General features: G+C 65.6%; 13 protein-coding genes and 2 tRNA genes. 11 read left to right on the forward strand and 4 right to left on the reverse strand.

Annotated elements, in window-relative coordinates; translation table 11 throughout:
• The first annotated feature begins 277 nt into the window (after nt 1-277).
• From dnaA to ITJ57_RS00810, 11 genes are all read left to right on the forward strand, one after another.
• Nucleotides 278-1,699 (forward strand): chromosomal replication initiator protein DnaA, encoded by a 1,422-nt coding sequence (gene dnaA / locus ITJ57_RS00760; RefSeq protein ID WP_194668419.1) that lies wholly within the window; start codon nt 278-280, stop codon nt 1,697-1,699.
• A gap of 485 nt (nt 1,700-2,184) precedes the next feature.
• The gene (gene dnaN, locus ITJ57_RS00765) at nt 2,185-3,336 is read left to right on the forward strand and encodes a DNA polymerase III subunit beta (RefSeq protein ID WP_056010213.1); all 1,152 of its coding nucleotides are present in this window, start codon (nt 2,185-2,187) and stop codon (nt 3,334-3,336) included.
• Between the two features lie 17 nt (nt 3,337-3,353).
• Entirely contained in the window at nt 3,354-4,244 is an 891-nt protein-coding gene (gene gnd, locus ITJ57_RS00770; protein WP_056010210.1) for a phosphogluconate dehydrogenase (NAD(+)-dependent, decarboxylating), read from the forward strand.
• A 157-nt stretch (nt 4,245-4,401) separates the two neighbouring features.
• Nucleotides 4,402-5,631 (forward strand): DNA replication/repair protein RecF, encoded by a 1,230-nt coding sequence (recF, locus tag ITJ57_RS00775; protein ID WP_194668420.1) that lies wholly within the window; start codon nt 4,402-4,404, stop codon nt 5,629-5,631.
• Nucleotides 5,624-6,148 carry a DUF721 domain-containing protein gene (locus ITJ57_RS00780; protein WP_194668421.1) on the forward strand — a complete coding sequence of 175 codons (525 nt, stop codon included), beginning with the start codon at nt 5,624-5,626 and terminating at the stop codon, nt 6,146-6,148. The genes recF and ITJ57_RS00780 overlap by 8 nt, the downstream gene beginning before the upstream one ends.
• A 122-nt stretch (nt 6,149-6,270) precedes the next feature.
• Nucleotides 6,271-8,280, forward strand: a complete 2,010-nt coding sequence (gyrB, locus tag ITJ57_RS00785) for a DNA topoisomerase (ATP-hydrolyzing) subunit B (protein ID WP_194668422.1) — start codon at nt 6,271-6,273, stop codon at nt 8,278-8,280.
• 123 nt (nt 8,281-8,403) lie between these two features.
• The gene (gyrA, locus tag ITJ57_RS00790; RefSeq protein WP_194668423.1) at nt 8,404-11,028 is read left to right on the forward strand and encodes a DNA gyrase subunit A; all 2,625 of its coding nucleotides are present in this window, start codon (nt 8,404-8,406) and stop codon (nt 11,026-11,028) included.
• The gene (locus ITJ57_RS00795) at nt 11,018-11,425 is read left to right on the forward strand and encodes a DUF3566 domain-containing protein (RefSeq protein WP_056010202.1); all 408 of its coding nucleotides are present in this window, start codon (nt 11,018-11,020) and stop codon (nt 11,423-11,425) included. The genes gyrA and ITJ57_RS00795 overlap by 11 nt, the downstream gene beginning before the upstream one ends.
• Nucleotides 11,426-11,498: 73 nt before the next feature.
• Nucleotides 11,499-11,572, forward strand: a tRNA-Ile gene (locus ITJ57_RS00800).
• 56 nt (nt 11,573-11,628) lie between these two features.
• Nucleotides 11,629-11,701: transfer RNA gene (locus tag ITJ57_RS00805), tRNA-Ala, on the forward strand.
• Between the two features lie 364 nt (nt 11,702-12,065).
• Nucleotides 12,066-13,679 carry a hypothetical protein gene (locus ITJ57_RS00810; RefSeq protein WP_194668424.1) on the forward strand — a complete coding sequence of 538 codons (1,614 nt, stop codon included), beginning with the start codon at nt 12,066-12,068 and terminating at the stop codon, nt 13,677-13,679.
• A gap of 103 nt (nt 13,680-13,782) precedes the next feature.
• On the opposite strand, the gene ITJ57_RS00815 is transcribed toward ITJ57_RS00810, so the two are convergent.
• From ITJ57_RS00815 to ITJ57_RS00830, 4 genes are read right to left on the reverse strand one after another with little or no spacing between them, the layout of a single operon-like run.
• A complete protein-coding gene (locus ITJ57_RS00815; RefSeq protein WP_370582109.1) occupies nt 13,783-14,448 on the reverse strand; it encodes a response regulator in 666 nt (221 codons plus the stop codon).
• Nucleotides 14,441-15,676, reverse strand: coding sequence for a sensor histidine kinase (locus ITJ57_RS00820; protein ID WP_370582110.1), 1,236 nt, complete (start codon nt 15,674-15,676; stop codon nt 14,441-14,443). Before ITJ57_RS00820 ends, ITJ57_RS00815 begins: the two co-directional genes overlap by 8 nt.
• A 38-nt stretch (nt 15,677-15,714) precedes the next feature.
• Nucleotides 15,715-16,560 carry an ABC transporter permease gene (locus tag ITJ57_RS00825; protein ID WP_194668426.1) on the reverse strand — a complete coding sequence of 282 codons (846 nt, stop codon included), beginning with the start codon at nt 16,558-16,560 and terminating at the stop codon, nt 15,715-15,717.
• Entirely contained in the window at nt 16,557-17,486 is a 930-nt protein-coding gene (locus ITJ57_RS00830) for an ABC transporter ATP-binding protein (RefSeq protein WP_194670233.1), read from the reverse strand. Before ITJ57_RS00830 ends, ITJ57_RS00825 begins: the two co-directional genes overlap by 4 nt.
• Nucleotides 17,487-17,757 lie beyond the last annotated feature (271 nt).

Here is a 17,757-nt window from a genome sequence, read left to right on the forward strand (position 1 = left end):
ACGGAAGGGTGCCCGTGGGCAGAAGTCAACTGATTCAAACTACGGGGTCGACGGTCGAAGGTCAAACCAGGTGCGGCCAAACGACTGATTATCCACAGGATTCCCAGAAATTGTAGCAGTGACACGCAGGCCCGCCGTACAGTGATTTGGGCCTGGGGCGACGTGTTGTTAGCGTGAGTCCCCGGGTTATGCACAGCGTGTGGATAGCACCGTGTTCAGCCCCGCATACTCAGGGGAGAGCCTGTGGATGAACCTGTGAGTATGTGTGGGGAGAACTATGTCGGACGCCGACGATGCGATCGCTGAGACCTGGCAAACGGTGCTCGGGATCCTCTCCGTCGACGACCGCATCACCCCGCCGCTGCGAGGGTTCCTGAACCTCATCGTGCCCAAGGGCATCATGGGCGGCACCTTCTACCTCGAGGTCCCGAACGAGTTCACGATGGGGATGTTGAACCAGCGCATGCGCGCGCCCATCCTCGCCGCCCTCGGTTCGATCGTCGAAGGCGGCCCCGTCAGCAACTACGCGATCGTCGTCAACCCCGACATCGTCGAGGAGCGGTACGAGCAGGCCGGCTTCCAGCACATCGATCCGGCACCGCTCGAGTCACCGCAGCCGCAGTTGACCCCGACACCGACCCTGCCGGCGCGGGAGAACGACACCCGACTCAACCCGAAGTACAGCTTCGACAACTTCGTCATCGGTCAGTCCAACCGGTTCGCGCACGCGGCCGCCGTCGCGGTGGCCGAAGCGCCGGCGAAGGCCTACAACCCGCTGTTCGTGTATGGCGACTCCGGCCTCGGCAAGACACACCTCCTCCATGCCATCGGCCACTACGCCATGAACCTCTACGCCGGCATCCGCGTGCGGTACGTCTCGAGTGAGGAGTTCACGAATGACTTCATCAACTCGATCGCGAACAACCGCGGATCCTTCTTCCAGTCGCGGTACCGGGACATCGACATCCTCCTGATCGACGACATCCAGTTCCTCCAGGGCAAGGCGGAGACGCAGGAGGCGTTCTTCCACACCTTCAACACCCTGCACGACCACAACAAGCAGGTCGTCATCACGAGCGACCTGCCGCCGAAGGCGCTGACAGGCTTCGAGGAGCGCATGCGTTCGCGCTTCGAGTGGGGTCTCATCACCGACGTCCAGGCACCCGACCTCGAGACACGGATCGCCATCCTGCGCAAGAAGGCGCAGAACGAGAAACTCCACATCCCGGACGAGGTGCTCGAGTTCATCGCGACGAAGGTGTCGAGCAACATCCGCGAGCTCGAGGGCACCCTCATCCGTGTGGTCGCCTTCGCGAGCCTGAATCGGACGGCGGTCGACATGACGCTGGCCCAGACGGTCCTGAAGGACGTCATCAGCCTCGACGACGACAACGTCATCTCGCCCATCGACATCATCAACACGACCGCGGACTACTTCAAGCTCTCGGTCGACGACCTGTACGGCTCGAGTCGCTCTCAGGCCGTCGCGACGGCACGGCAGATCGCGATGTACCTGTGCCGTGAGCTGACCAACCTGTCCCTGCCCAAGATCGGACAGCTGTTCGGCAACCGCGACCACACCACGGTCATGTACGCCAACCGGAAGATCACGGACCTCATGCAGGAGAAGCGCTCGATCTACAACCAGGTCACCGAGCTCACGAGCCGGATCAAGCAGAACCTCCGCTACGGCTCCTGAGCCCCGCGTCCGTCCTGACGCGTCCTGATGAACGTTTCCGGCCTCTCGACACCCGTGACGGGCTCGAGGGGCCGTTTTCGTTCATCACGCGTCGACGAGCAGGACGCCACCGCTCGGACCGGCCTCGGATCTGTCCACATTCCACCGTCTCAGCCCTGTGGATAACCTGTGGAGAGATGTGGAAGCATCGGACCGCCTTGTGAGTGAACATCATTCACCGGCGATCGAGTCCCACACACCCGCTGCACTCTCTCCACAGGCCGCCACCAAGTTACACACATGTAGTTCCCTGTGTTCGAGCGGGTTCGAGCGACTTATCCACAGTTTCCACACCGGTTAAGACTGTTAACCGTTAATTCAATGATCTCTCCGCCAAACAACCTTTCCCCAGGCTCGCTTCTCCACAGCCTCGACGCCACTCGACGCCGGAGGCCGACCCACTAGCATTGGTGACGTCATCGAGAACCAGAGACAGGGGACTTGTCGTGCGATTCAGCGTCAACCGGGATGTATTCAGCGAAGCCGTCTCGTTCGCAGTGAAGCTGCTCCCGCAGCGCCCGACGCTGCCGATCCTCAACGGCATCCTCATCGAAGCCGGCGACGACGGTCTCATCCTGTCCTCGTTCGACTACGAGGTCTCGAGCCAGACCGGCATCGCAGCAGAGGTCGAGGAGTCCGGCACCGCGCTCGTCAACGGCCGTCTGCTCTCCGAGATCGCCAGCCGACTCCCCAATGCGCCGGTCCGGTTCAGCAAGGTCGAGAACCGCATCGAGGTCACCTGCGGTTCCGCACGGTTCACGCTCGGTTCGATGCCCGTCGAGGAGTACCCGACCATCCCGCAGGTCGATGCCGAGTTCGGACTCGTCCCCGCCGACGAGTTCGCGACGGCAGTCAGCCAGGTCGCCGTCGCGGCGAGCCGCGACGACGTCACCCCGGTCATCACCGGCGTGCAGCTGGAGGTCTCGAAGACGAGCCTCAGCCTCGTCGCCACCGACCGCTACCGGGTCGCGGTCCGCGAGATCGACTGGGACTCCGGTCAGGGCGACGGATCCAGCGAGACGGTCACGGCGCTCGTGCCCGCCCGGACCCTGCAGGAGGTCGGCAAGACGTTCGGGCACAGCGGGAACATCAACGTCGCGATCACGAACCGCGACGACCGCGAGCTCATCGCTTTCCGGGCCGACCGCAAGACGGTCACCTCGCTCCTGATCAAGGGCAACTTCCCGCCGGTCAAGCGACTCTTCCCCGAGACGACGGACAACTACGCGATCATCAACACCGCGGAACTCATCGAGGCGACCCGACGCATGTCGCTGGTTCTCGAGCGCGAAGCGGCCCTCCGCTTCACCTTCACCATCGACGGGCTCACGCTCGAGGCCGTCGGATCCGAGCAGGCGCAGGCATCGGAAGGCATCGACGCCCTCCTCACCGGCGACGACATCGTGCTCTCCCTGAAGCCGCAGTTCCTGATCGACGGTCTGACCGCGGTCCGGAGCGAGTACGTGCGCTTCTCGTTCACCAAGACGGAGAACACGAACAAGCCGGGACCCATGCTCATCACGAGCCAATCCTCCAAGGATCAGCCGGGTGCCGACAGCTACAAGTACCTGCTGCAGCCGAACCTGCTGCTGCGCTGACACGCAAAGGATTTACCATGCACATCGGTCTCGTCGGTCTCGGCAAGATGGGCAACAACATGCGCACGCGTCTGCGTGCGAACGGCATCGAGGTCACTGGTTTCGACCGGAACCCGGATGTCACGGACGTCGCGACGATCAGCGACCTCGTCGCTGCACTCCCGGCACCTCGCACGGTCTGGGTGATGGTTCCCGCGGGAGCGATCACCGATTCGGTCGTCGAGGAACTCAACGGTCTGCTGGAAGCCGGTGACCTCGTCATCGACGGTGGCAACAGCCGGTTCACCGACGACTTCAAGCACGCCGAACTGCTCTCCGCCAAGGGCATCGACTACATCGATGCCGGCGTCTCGGGCGGTGTCTGGGGTGTCGACAACGGTTACGGCCTCATGGTCGGCGGCTCCAAGGAGCAGGTCGAGCGGGTCATGCCGGTCTTCGACGCGCTTCGGCCCGAAGGTCCGCGTGACGAGGGCTTCGTCCACGTCGGCGAGGTCGGCGCCGGCCACTACGCCAAGATGGTCCACAACGGCATCGAGTACGCCCTCATGCAGGCGTACGCCGAGGGCTTCGAGCTCCTCGACAAGCGCGAGGACATCATCAAGGACGTCCCGGGCACCTTCAAGGCCTGGCAGCGCGGCACCGTCGTGCGGTCCTGGCTGCTCGAGCTCCTCGTCCGCGCCCTCGAGGAGGACCCGGACTTCGAGCAGATCGAAGGGTACGTCGAGGACTCCGGTGAGGGTCGCTGGACGATCGAGGAAGCCATCGCCAACGCGGTGCCCGTCCCGACGATCTCCGCGTCGATCTTCGCCCGGTTCGTCTCGCGCCAGGAGGACTCGCCGGCGATGAAGGCCGTCGCAGCCCTCCGGAACCAGTTCGGTGGACACGCGGTCAAGAAGGCCGACGACTGATTCACGACGCCTCCTGACGAACGAGACGACCCTCCCGCGGCTCTATGCTCGCCGGGAGGGTCGCTTTCGTTCACCATGCGCTCTTCAGTCGCCGGTGTCGCCGGTGTCGTCGAGTGCGCAGGAGGCCGGCGTCGGGGCGAGACGGTAGGGTGACGTGGTGATCGTGCGGCACTTGAATCTCACCGACTACCGCAACTACGCGGTGGTCGATGTGGCGCTCGAACCCGGCCCCAATCTGTTCGTCGGGCGGAACGGTCAGGGCAAGACCAATCTCGTCGAGGCGATCGGCTACCTGAGCAGTCTCGGGTCGCACCGGGTCTCGTCCGAGCAGGCGCTCATCAGGCACGGTGCGGATGCTGCGATCATCAGGGCGCGGATCGTGCACGACGGTCGCGAACTCCTCGCCGAAGTGCAGCTCAACCGCGGTGCGGCGAACCGGGCGCAGGTCAACCGCTCGCAGATCAAGCCACGTGAGCTCCCACGGTACGTCTCGACCGTCCTGTTCGCTCCGGAAGACCTCCTGATCGTGCGCGGCGACCCCTCCGCGCGACGGCGGTTCATCGACCAACTGCTCGTCCAGCGCATCCCGCGGCTCGCCGGTGTCATGGCCGACTACGACCGCTCACTGAAGCAACGCAACTCGCTCCTGAAGTCTGCGCGGGCGCGGGGCCTGAAATCGGGCCCGTTGGCGACGCTCGACCTGTGGGACGACCGACTCGTGCAGTACGGCACCGAGATCATCGCGGAACGCCTGCAGCTCATCGCGATGCTCGGGGGCCCGCTCCGTGCCGCGTACCGAGCCGTCGCCGGCGACGATCACCGGCCCGTCCTGCTGCCGGTCCTCAGCATTTCCGGGACGGACGCCGAAGACGAGTCCGCCGTGGCGGATCCGACGGAGACCCCGGAACCGGGTGCGCCGGTCGATTCGGCGCTCATCGCGGAACGGTTCCGTGCTGCGTTGACGAACCGTCGTTCCGCCGAGCTCGAGCGCGGCCTGACACTCGTCGGGCCCCACCGTGACGACGTCTTCTTCGGCCTCAACGGTCTGCCGGTGAAGGGCTATGCCAGTCACGGCGAGTCCTGGTCGTTCGCACTCGCGGCGAAGCTGGCCTCCGCCGAGTTGCTCCGTGCGGACTCCTCCCTCGGCGACCCGGTGCTGATCCTCGACGACGTCTTCGCGGAACTCGATTCGCGTCGTCGCGAACGGCTGGCGGCGGCCGTCGCCGAGTACGACCAGGTGATCATCACCGCTGCGGTCTTCGACGACGTCCCGGAACGATTCACCGCCCACGTGGTCCGCATCGAGGCCGGTCGGATCGTCGAGGACACCGACGATCCGACGTCGCTCCCCGCTGAGTCACCGGTTCCGGAGTCGACCCATGACTGAGCCGAGACGACTCGGTCGCGACGCCGATCCGGCCGGCGAGCTGTCGGCGGCGGTCTACCTCCGGTTCAAGGAGATCTTCGGCGGTGAGCGCGTCTCGCGCGACCGCAAACGGCGCGAACGATCGGCCGCCACCCCGCAGGACTCCGTCCCCTACGGCGTCGGTCGCGACCCCAAGGGGCTCGGGTCGGTCATCGATTCGCTGACGGCGGGCCTCGGCTGGAACTCGCCGCTCGCGCAACACGACCTCCTCGGCAACTGGGCGGAGTTGTGCGGTGAGGACACCGCCAGATACTCCGAACCGGTGTCGATCTCCGACGGCGTGCTGCTCGTGCAGTGCCAGTCGACGGCCTGGGCGACGCAGTTGCGCCACATGCGTCACGAGATCCTCGTCCGCATCGCCGAACGGTACCCGGAGGCAGGGGTCGACACGATCCGTTTTCAGGGCCCCGGAGCACCCTCCTGGAAAAGAGGCCCCAGGTCGATTCCAGGGCGTGGTCCACGCGATACTTACGGCTAGGAAGGCAAATACGCCCTCCAGGCTCGGAAACCTGTCTCAAACGGGCGTTTTCTCGCGGCCTGACGAGCTCTGTTTGGTAGGATGGAACGGTCGAATCTCGACGGTTTGGAGCTCTCTTTTCAATGACATCAGAACCGAATACGCACGCCGACGAGTCTGACTACGGCGCAAGTGCCATCCAGGTTCTCGAAGGTCTCGAAGCCGTCCGGAAGCGGCCCGGTATGTACATCGGGTCCACCGGTCCACGTGGTCTGCACCACCTGGTCTACGAGATCGTCGACAACTCCGTGGACGAAGCCCTCGCCGGCTACTGCGACACGATCCTCGTGACCATCCTCGAAGACGGTGGCGTCCGCGTCGTCGACAACGGTCGAGGCATCCCGGTGGACATCCACCCGGTCGAGAAGAAGTCCACGGTCGAGGTCGTCCTCACGATCCTCCACGCCGGCGGCAAGTTCGGCGGCAGCGGCTACGCGGTCTCCGGTGGTCTGCACGGTGTCGGGTCGTCCGTCGTGAACGCGCTGTCCACCCGCCTGTCGGTCGAGGTCCGCCGACAGGGGTCGGTCTGGCGCCAGAGCTTCCAGCACGGTGTGCCGGATGCGCCGCTCGAGCAGGGCGAGCCCTCCTCGGAGACCGGCACCACGATCACCTTCTGGCCGAGTCCCGACACGTTCGAGACCACCGAGTTCGACTACGAGACGCTCCGCACGCGCTTCCAGCAGATGGCCTTCCTCAACAAGGGTCTCCGCATCGAACTCGCCGATGAGCGACCGTTGCGCGACGCGATCGAGGCCGAGGACGTCGACGACAACTCGGCTGCGCACTCGCAGCGGAAGGACGTGTTCTTGTACGAGCGCGGTCTCGAGGACTACGTCGAGTACCTGAACAAGGCGAAGCGTGCCGAGCTCGTCCACGACGAGATCATCTCCTTCGAGTCGGAGAACACCGAGCGCAAGATCGCGCTCGAGGTCGCGATGCAGTGGACCACGGCGTACAACGAGAGCGTCCACACCTACGCGAACACGATCAACACGCACGAGGGCGGGACGCATGAGGAGGGGTTCCGCGCAGCGCTCACCACGCTCGTGAACCGCTACGCCCGCGAGAAGGGCATCCTCAAGGAGAAGGACGACAACCTCTCCGGTGACGACGTCCGCGAGGGTCTCACCGCGGTCATCTCCGTCAAGCTGTCCGAGCCGCAGTTCGAGGGCCAGACGAAGACGAAGCTCGGTAACACCGAGGCGAAGGCCTTCGTGCAGAAGGTCGTGAGTGAGCAGCTCAACGACTGGTTCGACCGCAACCCGAACCAGGCCAAGGAGATCATCCGGAAGGCGCTCCAGGCGGCGACCGCCCGGCTCGCGGCTCGCAAGGCCCGGGAGACGGCCCGACGCAAGGGACTCCTCGAGGGCGGCGGCATGCCCGGCAAGCTCAAGGACTGCCAGTCGAAGGACCCCTCGCTCTCCGAGATCTTCATCGTCGAGGGTGACTCCGCTGGCGGATCCGCTGTCCAGGGTCGCAACCCCGAGACGCAGGCGATCCTCCCGCTCCGAGGCAAGATCCTGAACGTCGAGAAGGCGCGCCTCGACCGCGCACTCGCGAACAACGAGGTCCAGGCGATGATCACGGCGTTCGGTGCCGGCATCGGCGAGGACTTCAACCCCGACAAGGTGCGGTACCACAAGATCGTGCTCATGGCCGATGCCGACGTCGACGGCCAGCACATCACCACCCTGCTGCTGACCCTGCTGTTCCGGTACATGCGGCCCCTGGTCGACCTCGGGTACGTGTACCTCGCACAGCCGCCGCTCTACCGCCTGAAGTGGTCGAACGCCGATCACCAGTACGTGTACAGCGACCGCGAACGCGACGCCCTCCTCACCGACGGTGTCGCCTCCGGCAAGCGCATCCCGAAGGAGAACGGGATCCAGCGCTACAAGGGTCTCGGCGAGATGAACTACAAGGAGCTGTGGGAGACCACGATGGACCCGCAGACGCGGACGCTCCTCCAGGTCACGCTCGACGACGCCGCGGCTGCCGACGAGATCTTCTCCACCCTCATGGGTGAAGACGTCGAGTCCCGCCGCACCTTCATCCAGAAGAACGCGAAAGACGTCCGCTTCCTCGACATCTAGCCCCTTCGGCAGGCTCAGGGACCGCCCTTCGGCAGGCTCAGGGACCGGGGCCAGAGCCCTGTCACCGCGCAACGACACTGATCAACACTCGAACCGCTTCAGGATCGAGAGAACGTAGAGAACATGGCAGACGAAACCAACGACGAGGTAGTGGTCCCCGACGAGGACCACGGCGTACACGGCCGCATCGACCAGGTCGACCTCCAGCTCGAGATGCAGCGCAGCTACCTCGACTACGCGATGAGTGTCATCGTCGGCCGCGCGCTCCCGGACGTCCGCGACGGCCTGAAGCCCGTCCACCGCCGGGTCATCTACGCGATGTACGACGGCGGATACCGTCCCGACCGTTCCTTCTCCAAGTGCGCGCGTGTGGTCGGCGACGTCATGGGCCAGTTCCACCCCCACGGCGACACCGCGATCTACGACGCCCTGGTGCGTCTCGTCCAGCCGTGGAGCCTCCGCTACCCGCTCGCGCTCGGCCAGGGCAACTTCGGTTCGCCCGGGAACGACGGCGCTGCGGCTCCTCGGTACACCGAGACGAAGATGGCGCCGCTCGCGATGGAGATGGTGCGCGACATCGACGAGGAGACCGTCGACTTCCAGCCGAACTACGACGGCGAATCGCAGGAGCCGGTCGTCCTGCCGGCGCGGTTCCCGAACCTGCTCGTCAACGGTTCCGTCGGCATCGCGGTCGGCATGGCCACCAACATCCCGCCGCACAACCTGCGCGAGGTCGCCGACGGAGCCTTGTGGCACCTGTCGAACCCCGAGGCCACCCGTGAGGAGCTCCTCGAGGCGCTCATGCAGCGCATCAAGGGACCGGACTTCCCGACCGGCGCCCAGATCCTCGGCATCAAGGGCATCCAGGACGCGTATCGGACGGGCCGCGGCTCCATCACGATGCGCGCCGTCGTGAACGTCGAGGAGATCCAGGGCCGGACCTGCCTGGTCGTCACCGAGCTGCCGTATCAGGTGAACCCCGACAACCTGGCGCTGAAAATCGCCGACCTCGTCAAGGAGGGTCGTCTCGGCGGTGTCGCCGACATCCGCGACGAGACCTCCGGCCGCACCGGCCAGCGGCTCGTGATCGTGCTCAAGCGCGACGCGGTCGCCAAGGTCGTCCTCAACAACCTCTACAAGCACACGCAGCTGCAGGACAACTTCGGTGCGAACATGCTCGCGATCGTCGACGGCATCCCGCGCACCCTGCCGCTGGACGGCTTCATCACCAACTGGGTCACCCACCAGGTCGAGGTCATCGTCCGCCGTACCGTGTTCCGCCTTCGGAAAAAGGAGGAGCGCGCGCACATCCTGCGCGGCTATCTCAAGGCGCTCGACGCCTTGGACGAGGTCATCGCCCTCATCCGTCGCTCGCCCTCCGCCGACGAGGCGCGGACCGGCCTGATGGACCTCCTCGAGATCGACGAGCTCCAGGCCAGCGCCATCCTCGACATGCAGCTGCGTCGTCTCGCCGCGCTGGAACGTCAGAAGATCATCGACGAGGCTGCGGAGATCGAGGCGCAGATCGCCGACCTCAAGGACATCCTCGCGAAGCCGGAGCGCCAGCGTCAGATCGTCAGCGAGGAGCTCACGGCGATCGTCGACCGGTACGGCGATGACCGCCGCACCGAGATCATGTTCGGCTTCGACGGCGACATGAACATGGAAGACCTCATCCCCGAGGAGGAGATGGTCATCACCGTCACCCGCGGCGGATACATCAAGCGGACGCGGAGCGACAACTACCGTCAGCAGCACCGCGGCGGCAAGGGCGTGAAGGGTGCCCAGCTGCGCGCGGACGACGTGGTCGACCACTTCTTCGTCACGACGACGCACCACTGGCTCCTCTTCTTCACCACCAAGGGTCGTGTGTACCGCGCGAAGGCGTACGAGCTGCAGGAGGCCGGCCGCGACGCGAAGGGCCAGCACGTCGCGAACCTGCTCGCCATGCAGCCGGACGAGGAGATCGCTGAGATCCTCGACATCCGCGACTACGAGGCGGCCACCTACCTCGTCCTCGCGACGCACGACGGTCTCGTCAAGAAGACGGCCCTGTCGGAGTACGACACGAACCGCTCGGGCGGCATCATCGCGATCAACCTGCGCGAGGGCGACGAGCTCACGTCCGCTCTCCTCGTGGAGAACGACAGCGACATCCTGCTGGTCTCCCGCAAGGGCATGTCGATCCGCTTCACGGCGAGCGACGAGACGCTGCGGCCGATGGGACGCGCCACCAGCGGCGTCATCGGGATGCACTTCCGCGACGAGGACAAGCTGTTGTCCGCCTCAGTCCTGCCCTCCCTCGAGGGCGAGGAACGGGAGGCGTTCGTCTTCGTCGTCACCGAAGGCGGGTTCGCCAAGCGCACCAACATCGACCAGTACCGCGGCCAGAACCGCGGCGGTCTGGGCATCAAGGTGGCCAAGCTGAACGACGATCGAGGCACGCTCGCCGGCGCCCTGATCGTCGATGAGGGCGACGAGGTCCTTGTGGTTCTTGCCAGTGGCAAGGTGGTAAGGTCTGCCGTGGCCGAAGTTCCAGCGAAGGGGCGCGACACGATGGGCGTCGTCTTCGCACGTTTCGCGGAGAGCGACCGAATCATCGCGCTGGCCAAGAACAGTGACCGAAACCTTGAGACCCAGGATGTTCCGGAGACGGTTGCAGACGCAGCGGCTCTGGAGGGTGCAGAACCCGAAGCATCCGTGCCGGACGAGACTCCGGCGATGAAGGAAGAAGTAGATGAGCAGTAGCGTCGCAGAGAAGTTGGCCAAGAAGTCGACCAAACGCACCAGCACCAAGCAGGTGCGCCTCAAGCTGGTGTACATCGACTTCTGGTCGGCGGTGAAGCTGTCGTTCCTGGCGGCGATCGCGGTCGCCGTGGTCATCGTGGTGTTCTTCTTCCTGGTGTACACCGTGCTGAACACCACGGGTGTCTTCACGAAGGTGGGCGGGCTCTTCACCGACATCGCCGGCCCCGGGAACAACATCCTCCAGTACGTCAACCTGCCGCAGGTCATGGCCTTCGCCGGCATCGTGGCGCTGCTCAACCTGATCGTCATCACGCTGATGGGTGCTCTGCTCGCCGGGCTCTACAACCTCAGCGTGAAGATCACGGGTGGTCTCCTCGTCGGGTTCACCAACAACTGACCTTCCTCCGGTCCCAGCGCAGCTCGATTATGCGTTGCGCTGGGAATCGGGTAGTCTCATCAAGGTTCAAAACGGGGCTATAGCTCAGGCGGTTAGAGCGCTTCGCTGATAACGAAGAGGTCCCAGGTTCAAGTCCTGGTAGCCCCACCCTGCACGACACGCAACACACTCGATGGATCAGGATCTCGCATCCGGATCTGTTCGGGGCCTTAGCTCAGTTGGTAGAGCGCCTGCTTTGCAAGCAGGATGTCGGGAGTTCGATTCTCCCAGGCTCCACAATCGAGAAGCAGCCTCCGTCACTCGACGGGGGCTGTTTTGCTGTGAGCGACGTTCCCGAGAAGGCCGGAAAATCGCGGTTTCCCGTACTTCCGTCGCCCTCGTGCCTACAGGCATTCCCTGGACCTGCGGGAGGACGTCGATAGTAAGGTGCGGCGGGACTCGCCGTCTGAGGCTCAGGGGCGCGAGTGGACCCGCTGCAGCGGTATGGACTCTGGTACTGCCTTGTCCTCTCTTCGAGACCGGGGTCCGATGTGCACCTGCGGCTTGGTTCGTAGGGTTGTGGGTGAACGGGACTTGTGATGAGTCGAGTTCACTCGAACCAAGTCCTCTGCCGCCTCGCGGCCGCGGAAGGAGATCCTGCATGCGTCCCCTGTCTCGCCGCTCTCGGCACGCTCGGCCGCGTGCTCAGTCGCGCCGGACGGCGCCTGTCGCTGTCGGTCTGGTACTGATGCTTGGCTGCGCACCGCTGGCCGGATGCTCGCCTGCACCCGCTACGCCGGAGCAGCGGTCGACGACCGCCCTCCATCCGGCATCCGACGAACTGAGCGCCATCGTCGCCGAGTTCGCGCGAGAGGGCTGCACCGATTCCTCGCTGCCCGTCACGGTCGAAGAGGAACGCCTGACGGCTGTCTTGCCGAACGAGGCCGACCCGTCACGGCCCGCCGACCGCACGTTCGCGCGCACGATGGTCGAGGGCGCCGGATTCGCCGGATATACCGCAGCCTTCACCGATGTGCTGTGCCGACAGGGGTCTGTTGCGGATGCGACGGCCGTCGCCGAGCGGCTCGGCACCCAGCTGTGGCAGGACGCTGTTGCTCGAGCTCAGTCGGCGGAGGGCGTCTCCGGGGACCTGCCGGCAAGTGATGACCGACCGCTGTACTGGGTGCGACTTGAGGCCGTGTCGGTGTTGCATCAGTGGAGCCCGGACTTCGCGCTGTCTGCCGCCGCGCGGGCATCATTGGTGGATGTCTTCGACCGTGCGGCCCGCGGCATGAACGATATCGATCTGCCGGTGGGCGATCACGTGAGGCGGGTGCTGGTGAGCGGGTTCGATCCGTTCAGCCTCGACGGTGGCGCTACGGGCAGCGCCGCGGGAACCGTCGGCAATCAGATTCGCTACGGCAACCCTTCGGCCGCGACCGCCCTGGCGCTCGACGGAACGAGGACGACGGCTCCCGACGGCACCATGGTGCACTACGAGGCTTACACGCTGCCCGTGAACTACCCGGAGTTCGAGCGCGGATACCTGGAAGACACCGTGGGGCCGCTGCTGGAGCCCGGTGATGACCGATTGGATGCGTCGATCACCATGAGCCAGGCAGGTGGCTCGCGCTTCGCGCTGGAGCAGTGGAACGGCCGCTATCACGGCGATGTCGCCGGCAACGACAACTTCGCGCCCTGCCCGCCTGGTGGACTGACGGGGGCGCCGCAGCTGGCGAAGGACAATCTTGGCTGCAGCACCCAGGTGCTGGAGCGTTGGGGTGGCGGCGACACATTGATGGATCCGCCGCAGTGGACCGCGTCGACCCTTCCGATCGAGCAGATGATCGTGGCGAGAACGGGTTCCGACGTTCCCCGTCCGCCGGGTGACGATTGGGAGGACGAGTCGGTTGCGTTCGGCGTGCTGTGGAACACGGACTACAGGTATTTCCCCGATTGCGATGCTGGTGAGGAGACGTACGTATCTCAGCGCGAGGACACATACCCGCCCGCCCATCAGCCGACACCCCCGCCACAGGACTCCTGCGCACGCGGCGGCGGAGGTGGCGCCTACCTCTCGAATGAGTCTGCCTATCGCAACACACTGCTACGCGATCGAGCAGGGCTCGACATCCCGGCAGGGCACATCCATACCCCCGACATGCAACACTTCGACCACGAGTTCGCCGTGACGGATCCGACGTTCGAGGCATGGCGGGACGCCATCATCGCCCAGTCCCGCGAACTCATCGCGGTGGTCGGGGCACACAGCTGACACTGTGCGGGAAGTCGCCGCCGCCCTTCGCGAGCTCGCACTCTGAGCGGACAGTGTTTTGGGCAGGCCCCTTCTCCGCCGTCCGGTCCCGATTGGACCCAAATCAGGGAGCGACGAGGCCGAGTTCGTACGCCCGGATGACCGCTTCGACGCGGTTACGCAGGTCGAGCTTGGCAAGCACCCGGCCGACGTGGGCCTTGACGGTCGATTCACTGAGGAAGAGCCGGGCGGCGATCTCGGTGTTCGTCTCTCCCTGCCCGATGAGGATGAGGACCTCGCGCTCGCGAGCAGTGAGCTCGGACAGCGCCTCCTCCGTGCTGGCGTTCTGCCGGACTCCGAGATGGGGAGCGGCGGCTTCAATCAGCTTCGCGGTGATGCGTGGCGAAACGACGGCGTCCCCGGCGTGCACCGCGCGGATGGCTGCGACGAGTTCGTCCGGCCGGGTGTTCTTCAGCAGGAAGCCGGCGGCCCCGGCTTTGAGGGCGTCGAAGGCATACTCGTCCAGGTCGTAGGTGGTGAGCACGAGGATGCGGGCTGTGGGAAACGCGCGGGTGATGTGCCGTGTTGCTTCGATCCCGCCGACGCCGGGCATGCGGATGTCCATCAGGATGACGTCAGGTTGCAGTCGAGCGGTGGCGCCGATCGCGCGCTCTCCGTCATCCGCTTCGCCCACGACGACGATGCCGGGTCGTGCGTCGAGCAGCAGTCGGAAGCCGTAGCGGACGAGCTCCTGGTCGTCGACGAGGAGCACTCGAACATCGTCACTCACTGGTTTCAGTCTCCCATCGCAGGCGCGCGAACACGCGCCATCCATTCTCCTCCGGGCCCGCCTCCAGCTCGCCGTCGTACAGCGCCACGCGCTCCCGCATCCCCACGAGACCTCGTCCGGCGGATGGCGTCGCGCTCGCTCGCGTCGAGGCATCCTGCACGACTACGGTGACCTCGCCGTCCAGCCACGCCACCGTCACTTCCGCCGATCGGACGTCCCTGGCGTGGCGGAGGACGTTGGTGAGCGACTCCTGCACGATGCGGTACACGGTGAGCCCGAGACCAGGGTCCGTCGACGGGCGGCCTGTCATCGTGAACCGCACCGGCAGCCCCGCCGCGGTGAACTCCTGCACGAGAGCGGCCAGTCGGGAGGAGTCGGGTTGCGGAGCGTGCTCGGTCGCCGACGCTTCGCCGTCCCCCCACACTGTTCCCAGTAGGCGCCGCACTTCACCGAGGGTCTTCCGCCCTGTCTCCGCGACGCGTCCGATCGCCACCTTCGCCTCCTTCGGACGCTCGTCGATCGCCTCATGTGCGCCGTCGGAGATCGCGATCATGACGGCGAGGCTGTGCGCGATGACGTCGTGCATCTCCCGAGCGATCCGCTCACGCTCGTGGGCGCGTGCCGTCTCCGTCTGCTGATCCCGCTCTCGCGCCAGCTGCTCTGCGCGGAGCACCAGCTCACCGATGTATCGCCGCCGATGGCCGACGTTCGTGCCCAGCAGAGTCACGATCAGCAGGATCGCTGCGATCACCGAGAACGCGTTCGCCCAGTCCACCAGCGAGTCACGGGGCGCGATCGACGGCTGCACCCCCAGGATCGGCGGTCCCAGGTGTCCGCGCAGAGGGAGAGTGACAGCGGCAACCGAACCGCACGCCACGGCGATGGCGAAGCACTGCCACGCCGCGGACGCCGGGCGACGAACCCCCGCCGTATAGAGCGCCAGCAAGACGAGTACCGACTCGGCGCCGGAGCCCACAGTGAAGGTAGCGATGAACAGGACCATCACCGCGGCGAATGCCGCGCGGGGGTAGCGGTGACGGGCGACGATCGCGCCCACGCCGCCCAAGGCCAACACCAGCATCGCCCACAGTGGCGTCACGTACGGCGGTTCTGACGAGAGAACCGCGAGCCCGGCGACGAGCACGGCGTACAGCGCCAGTATCACGACGTCTGCGAGCTTCCCGAACGGCTCCCGCTCTCCTCTGAAGGTGCGGCGATCGCGTGGCACCCCCGGCGAGGCGCCACGCGAGCTGCCGAGCCGGATACTCAGGCGTCCCCCCGGCGCAGGCGGACGGCTCCGAGCACGAGGAACCCGATGGCCCAGATGACAGCGATCGCCCAACCCGCACCGGTACTGACGTGCCCGGCCGCGAGATCCACGAACCCGTCGTGACTGTCCACAGGATTGCTCATGGCATCACCAGCCTTCGACATCGACAGGAGCTGAAGATTGCGCACCACCTGTGAAGCCGGCAACACCGACAAGACGATGGGAAGCAGAAGAATCACGGACATCGCGGTCGCGACGCTCGCAGCGACACTGCGCAGCAGCGCACCGACCCCTAATCCGAGGATAGCTGAAAGGCCCACGTAGACCGACGCCCCGATGAACGACATCAGCACGCCCGGCGTGGTCAGCCCTGCCGCGAGATCGAGTCCGGCGAACAGGGGATACGTGGCGGCCCACGACCCGAACGTCGCGATCAGCCCCGATGCTGTGGTCAGCAGGAACAACACCAGGGCCTTCGCCCCGAGCACGGGGAGCCGTGTCGGAACGGCAATCAGGGTGGGCTGGATCGTCCCGCTGGAGTACTCTCCGCTGATGATGAGCACCCCGAGCACGGCGGTGATGAGCTGACCGAACAGCACCGTGCCCAGGGTGACCTGGTCGAGCATGAAGGGTGCAGAGGCCTGGTCCGGAATTCCGGCGCCTTCCATCGTGAAAGCCAGCGCGACGCTGACACCGATGCCGAACACGATGATCGCCAGCAGGAGGGCGACGGTCGACCGGAGGCTGGTGATCTTGATGAACTCCGATCGCAAGGTCCCCGAGAACGACACGCCCTGCGGGTCGGGAATGAAGGTCACGCGCTTCTTGTCGAGCATAGTCATGCGGAAACTCCTGTCTGGGGTGTGGCCGACGCACGGTACTCGACGTCGCCGGCTGTGAGGGCGATGTACGCTTCCTCGAGCGATCCCGAGACCGCGACGGCCTCTTGCAGAACCACCTCGGCCGCCGAGGCTGCGGTTGCGACCTCATCGGCCGTGAGGCCCGTCACCTGGAGCGTTCCATCCGCCAGAAGGGACACCGAGACATCAGGTCCGGCGATCGCTGGCACGAGTCGACCGCTATCTCGTGTTCGAACCCGGACCACCGAGGGCGCGGCTCGGGAGATGACGTCGCTGATCGGACCGTCAGCAAGGATCTTGCCGCGGCCGAGCACCAGGAGGTGGTCGGCTGTCTGCGCCATCTCGCTCATCAGGTGGGAGGAGAGCAGCACGGTTCGTCCCTCGGCGGCCAGGCTCTTCATGAGCGTGCGCACCCACCGCACCCCCTCCGGGTCGAGGCCGTTCACCGGTTCATCGAGGATGATCGTCGCGGGATCGCCGAGAAGAGCCGCCGCGATCCCCAGCCGCTGCCCCATTCCAAGCGAGAAGCCACCGATCCGTTTGCCCGCGACCGAGTCCAGTCCCGTCAGCCCGAGGACCTCACGAACACGGGCGGCGCCGATCCGGTGCGTCGCCGCGATCGCGAGCAGGTGCTTGTACGCCGTTCTGCCGCTATGCGCCGCCTTCGCGTCCAGGAGCACACCGACCTCGCGAAGAGGAGCTCTGTGCTCGTGGTACGCGCGACCGTTCACCTGGACAGAGCCTGCGGTCGGCCGGTCGAGACCGACCGCCATCCGCATGGTCGTGGACTTGCCCGCACCGTTCGGGCCGAGGAATCCGGTCACCTGGCCGGGCCTCACCGTGAAGTCGATCCCACCGACGGCGACCTTGGCGCCGTAGCGCTTCACCAGCGCCTCGGCCACGATCATTTCAGTACCTTTCGCATACTCACGAGCGTAGGAAGGCACACCCCACGACGCATTGGACGGGAGTACCGCGCTTCCAGACGACCAGCACCCAGGTACCGCGCGCGGGGCTCTCAGCAACCCCACGTTCAGATCTGACCTCCAGAGCATCTGCCTCATGCCAGCCGAAACTGGGCTTTGGGTGTCGGTGTACCGAAGTATGTCGTCCGTGTCGGTTCGGATCCGCTCGGGTTCGTCAGTCAGGATCAGTGGCCGAGCGGGTTCGACCTGTCGT

Source organism: Plantibacter sp. VKM Ac-2880 (assembly GCF_015351235.1).
In the GTDB taxonomy this organism is placed as follows: Bacteria; Actinomycetota; Actinomycetes; order Actinomycetales; family Microbacteriaceae; genus Plantibacter.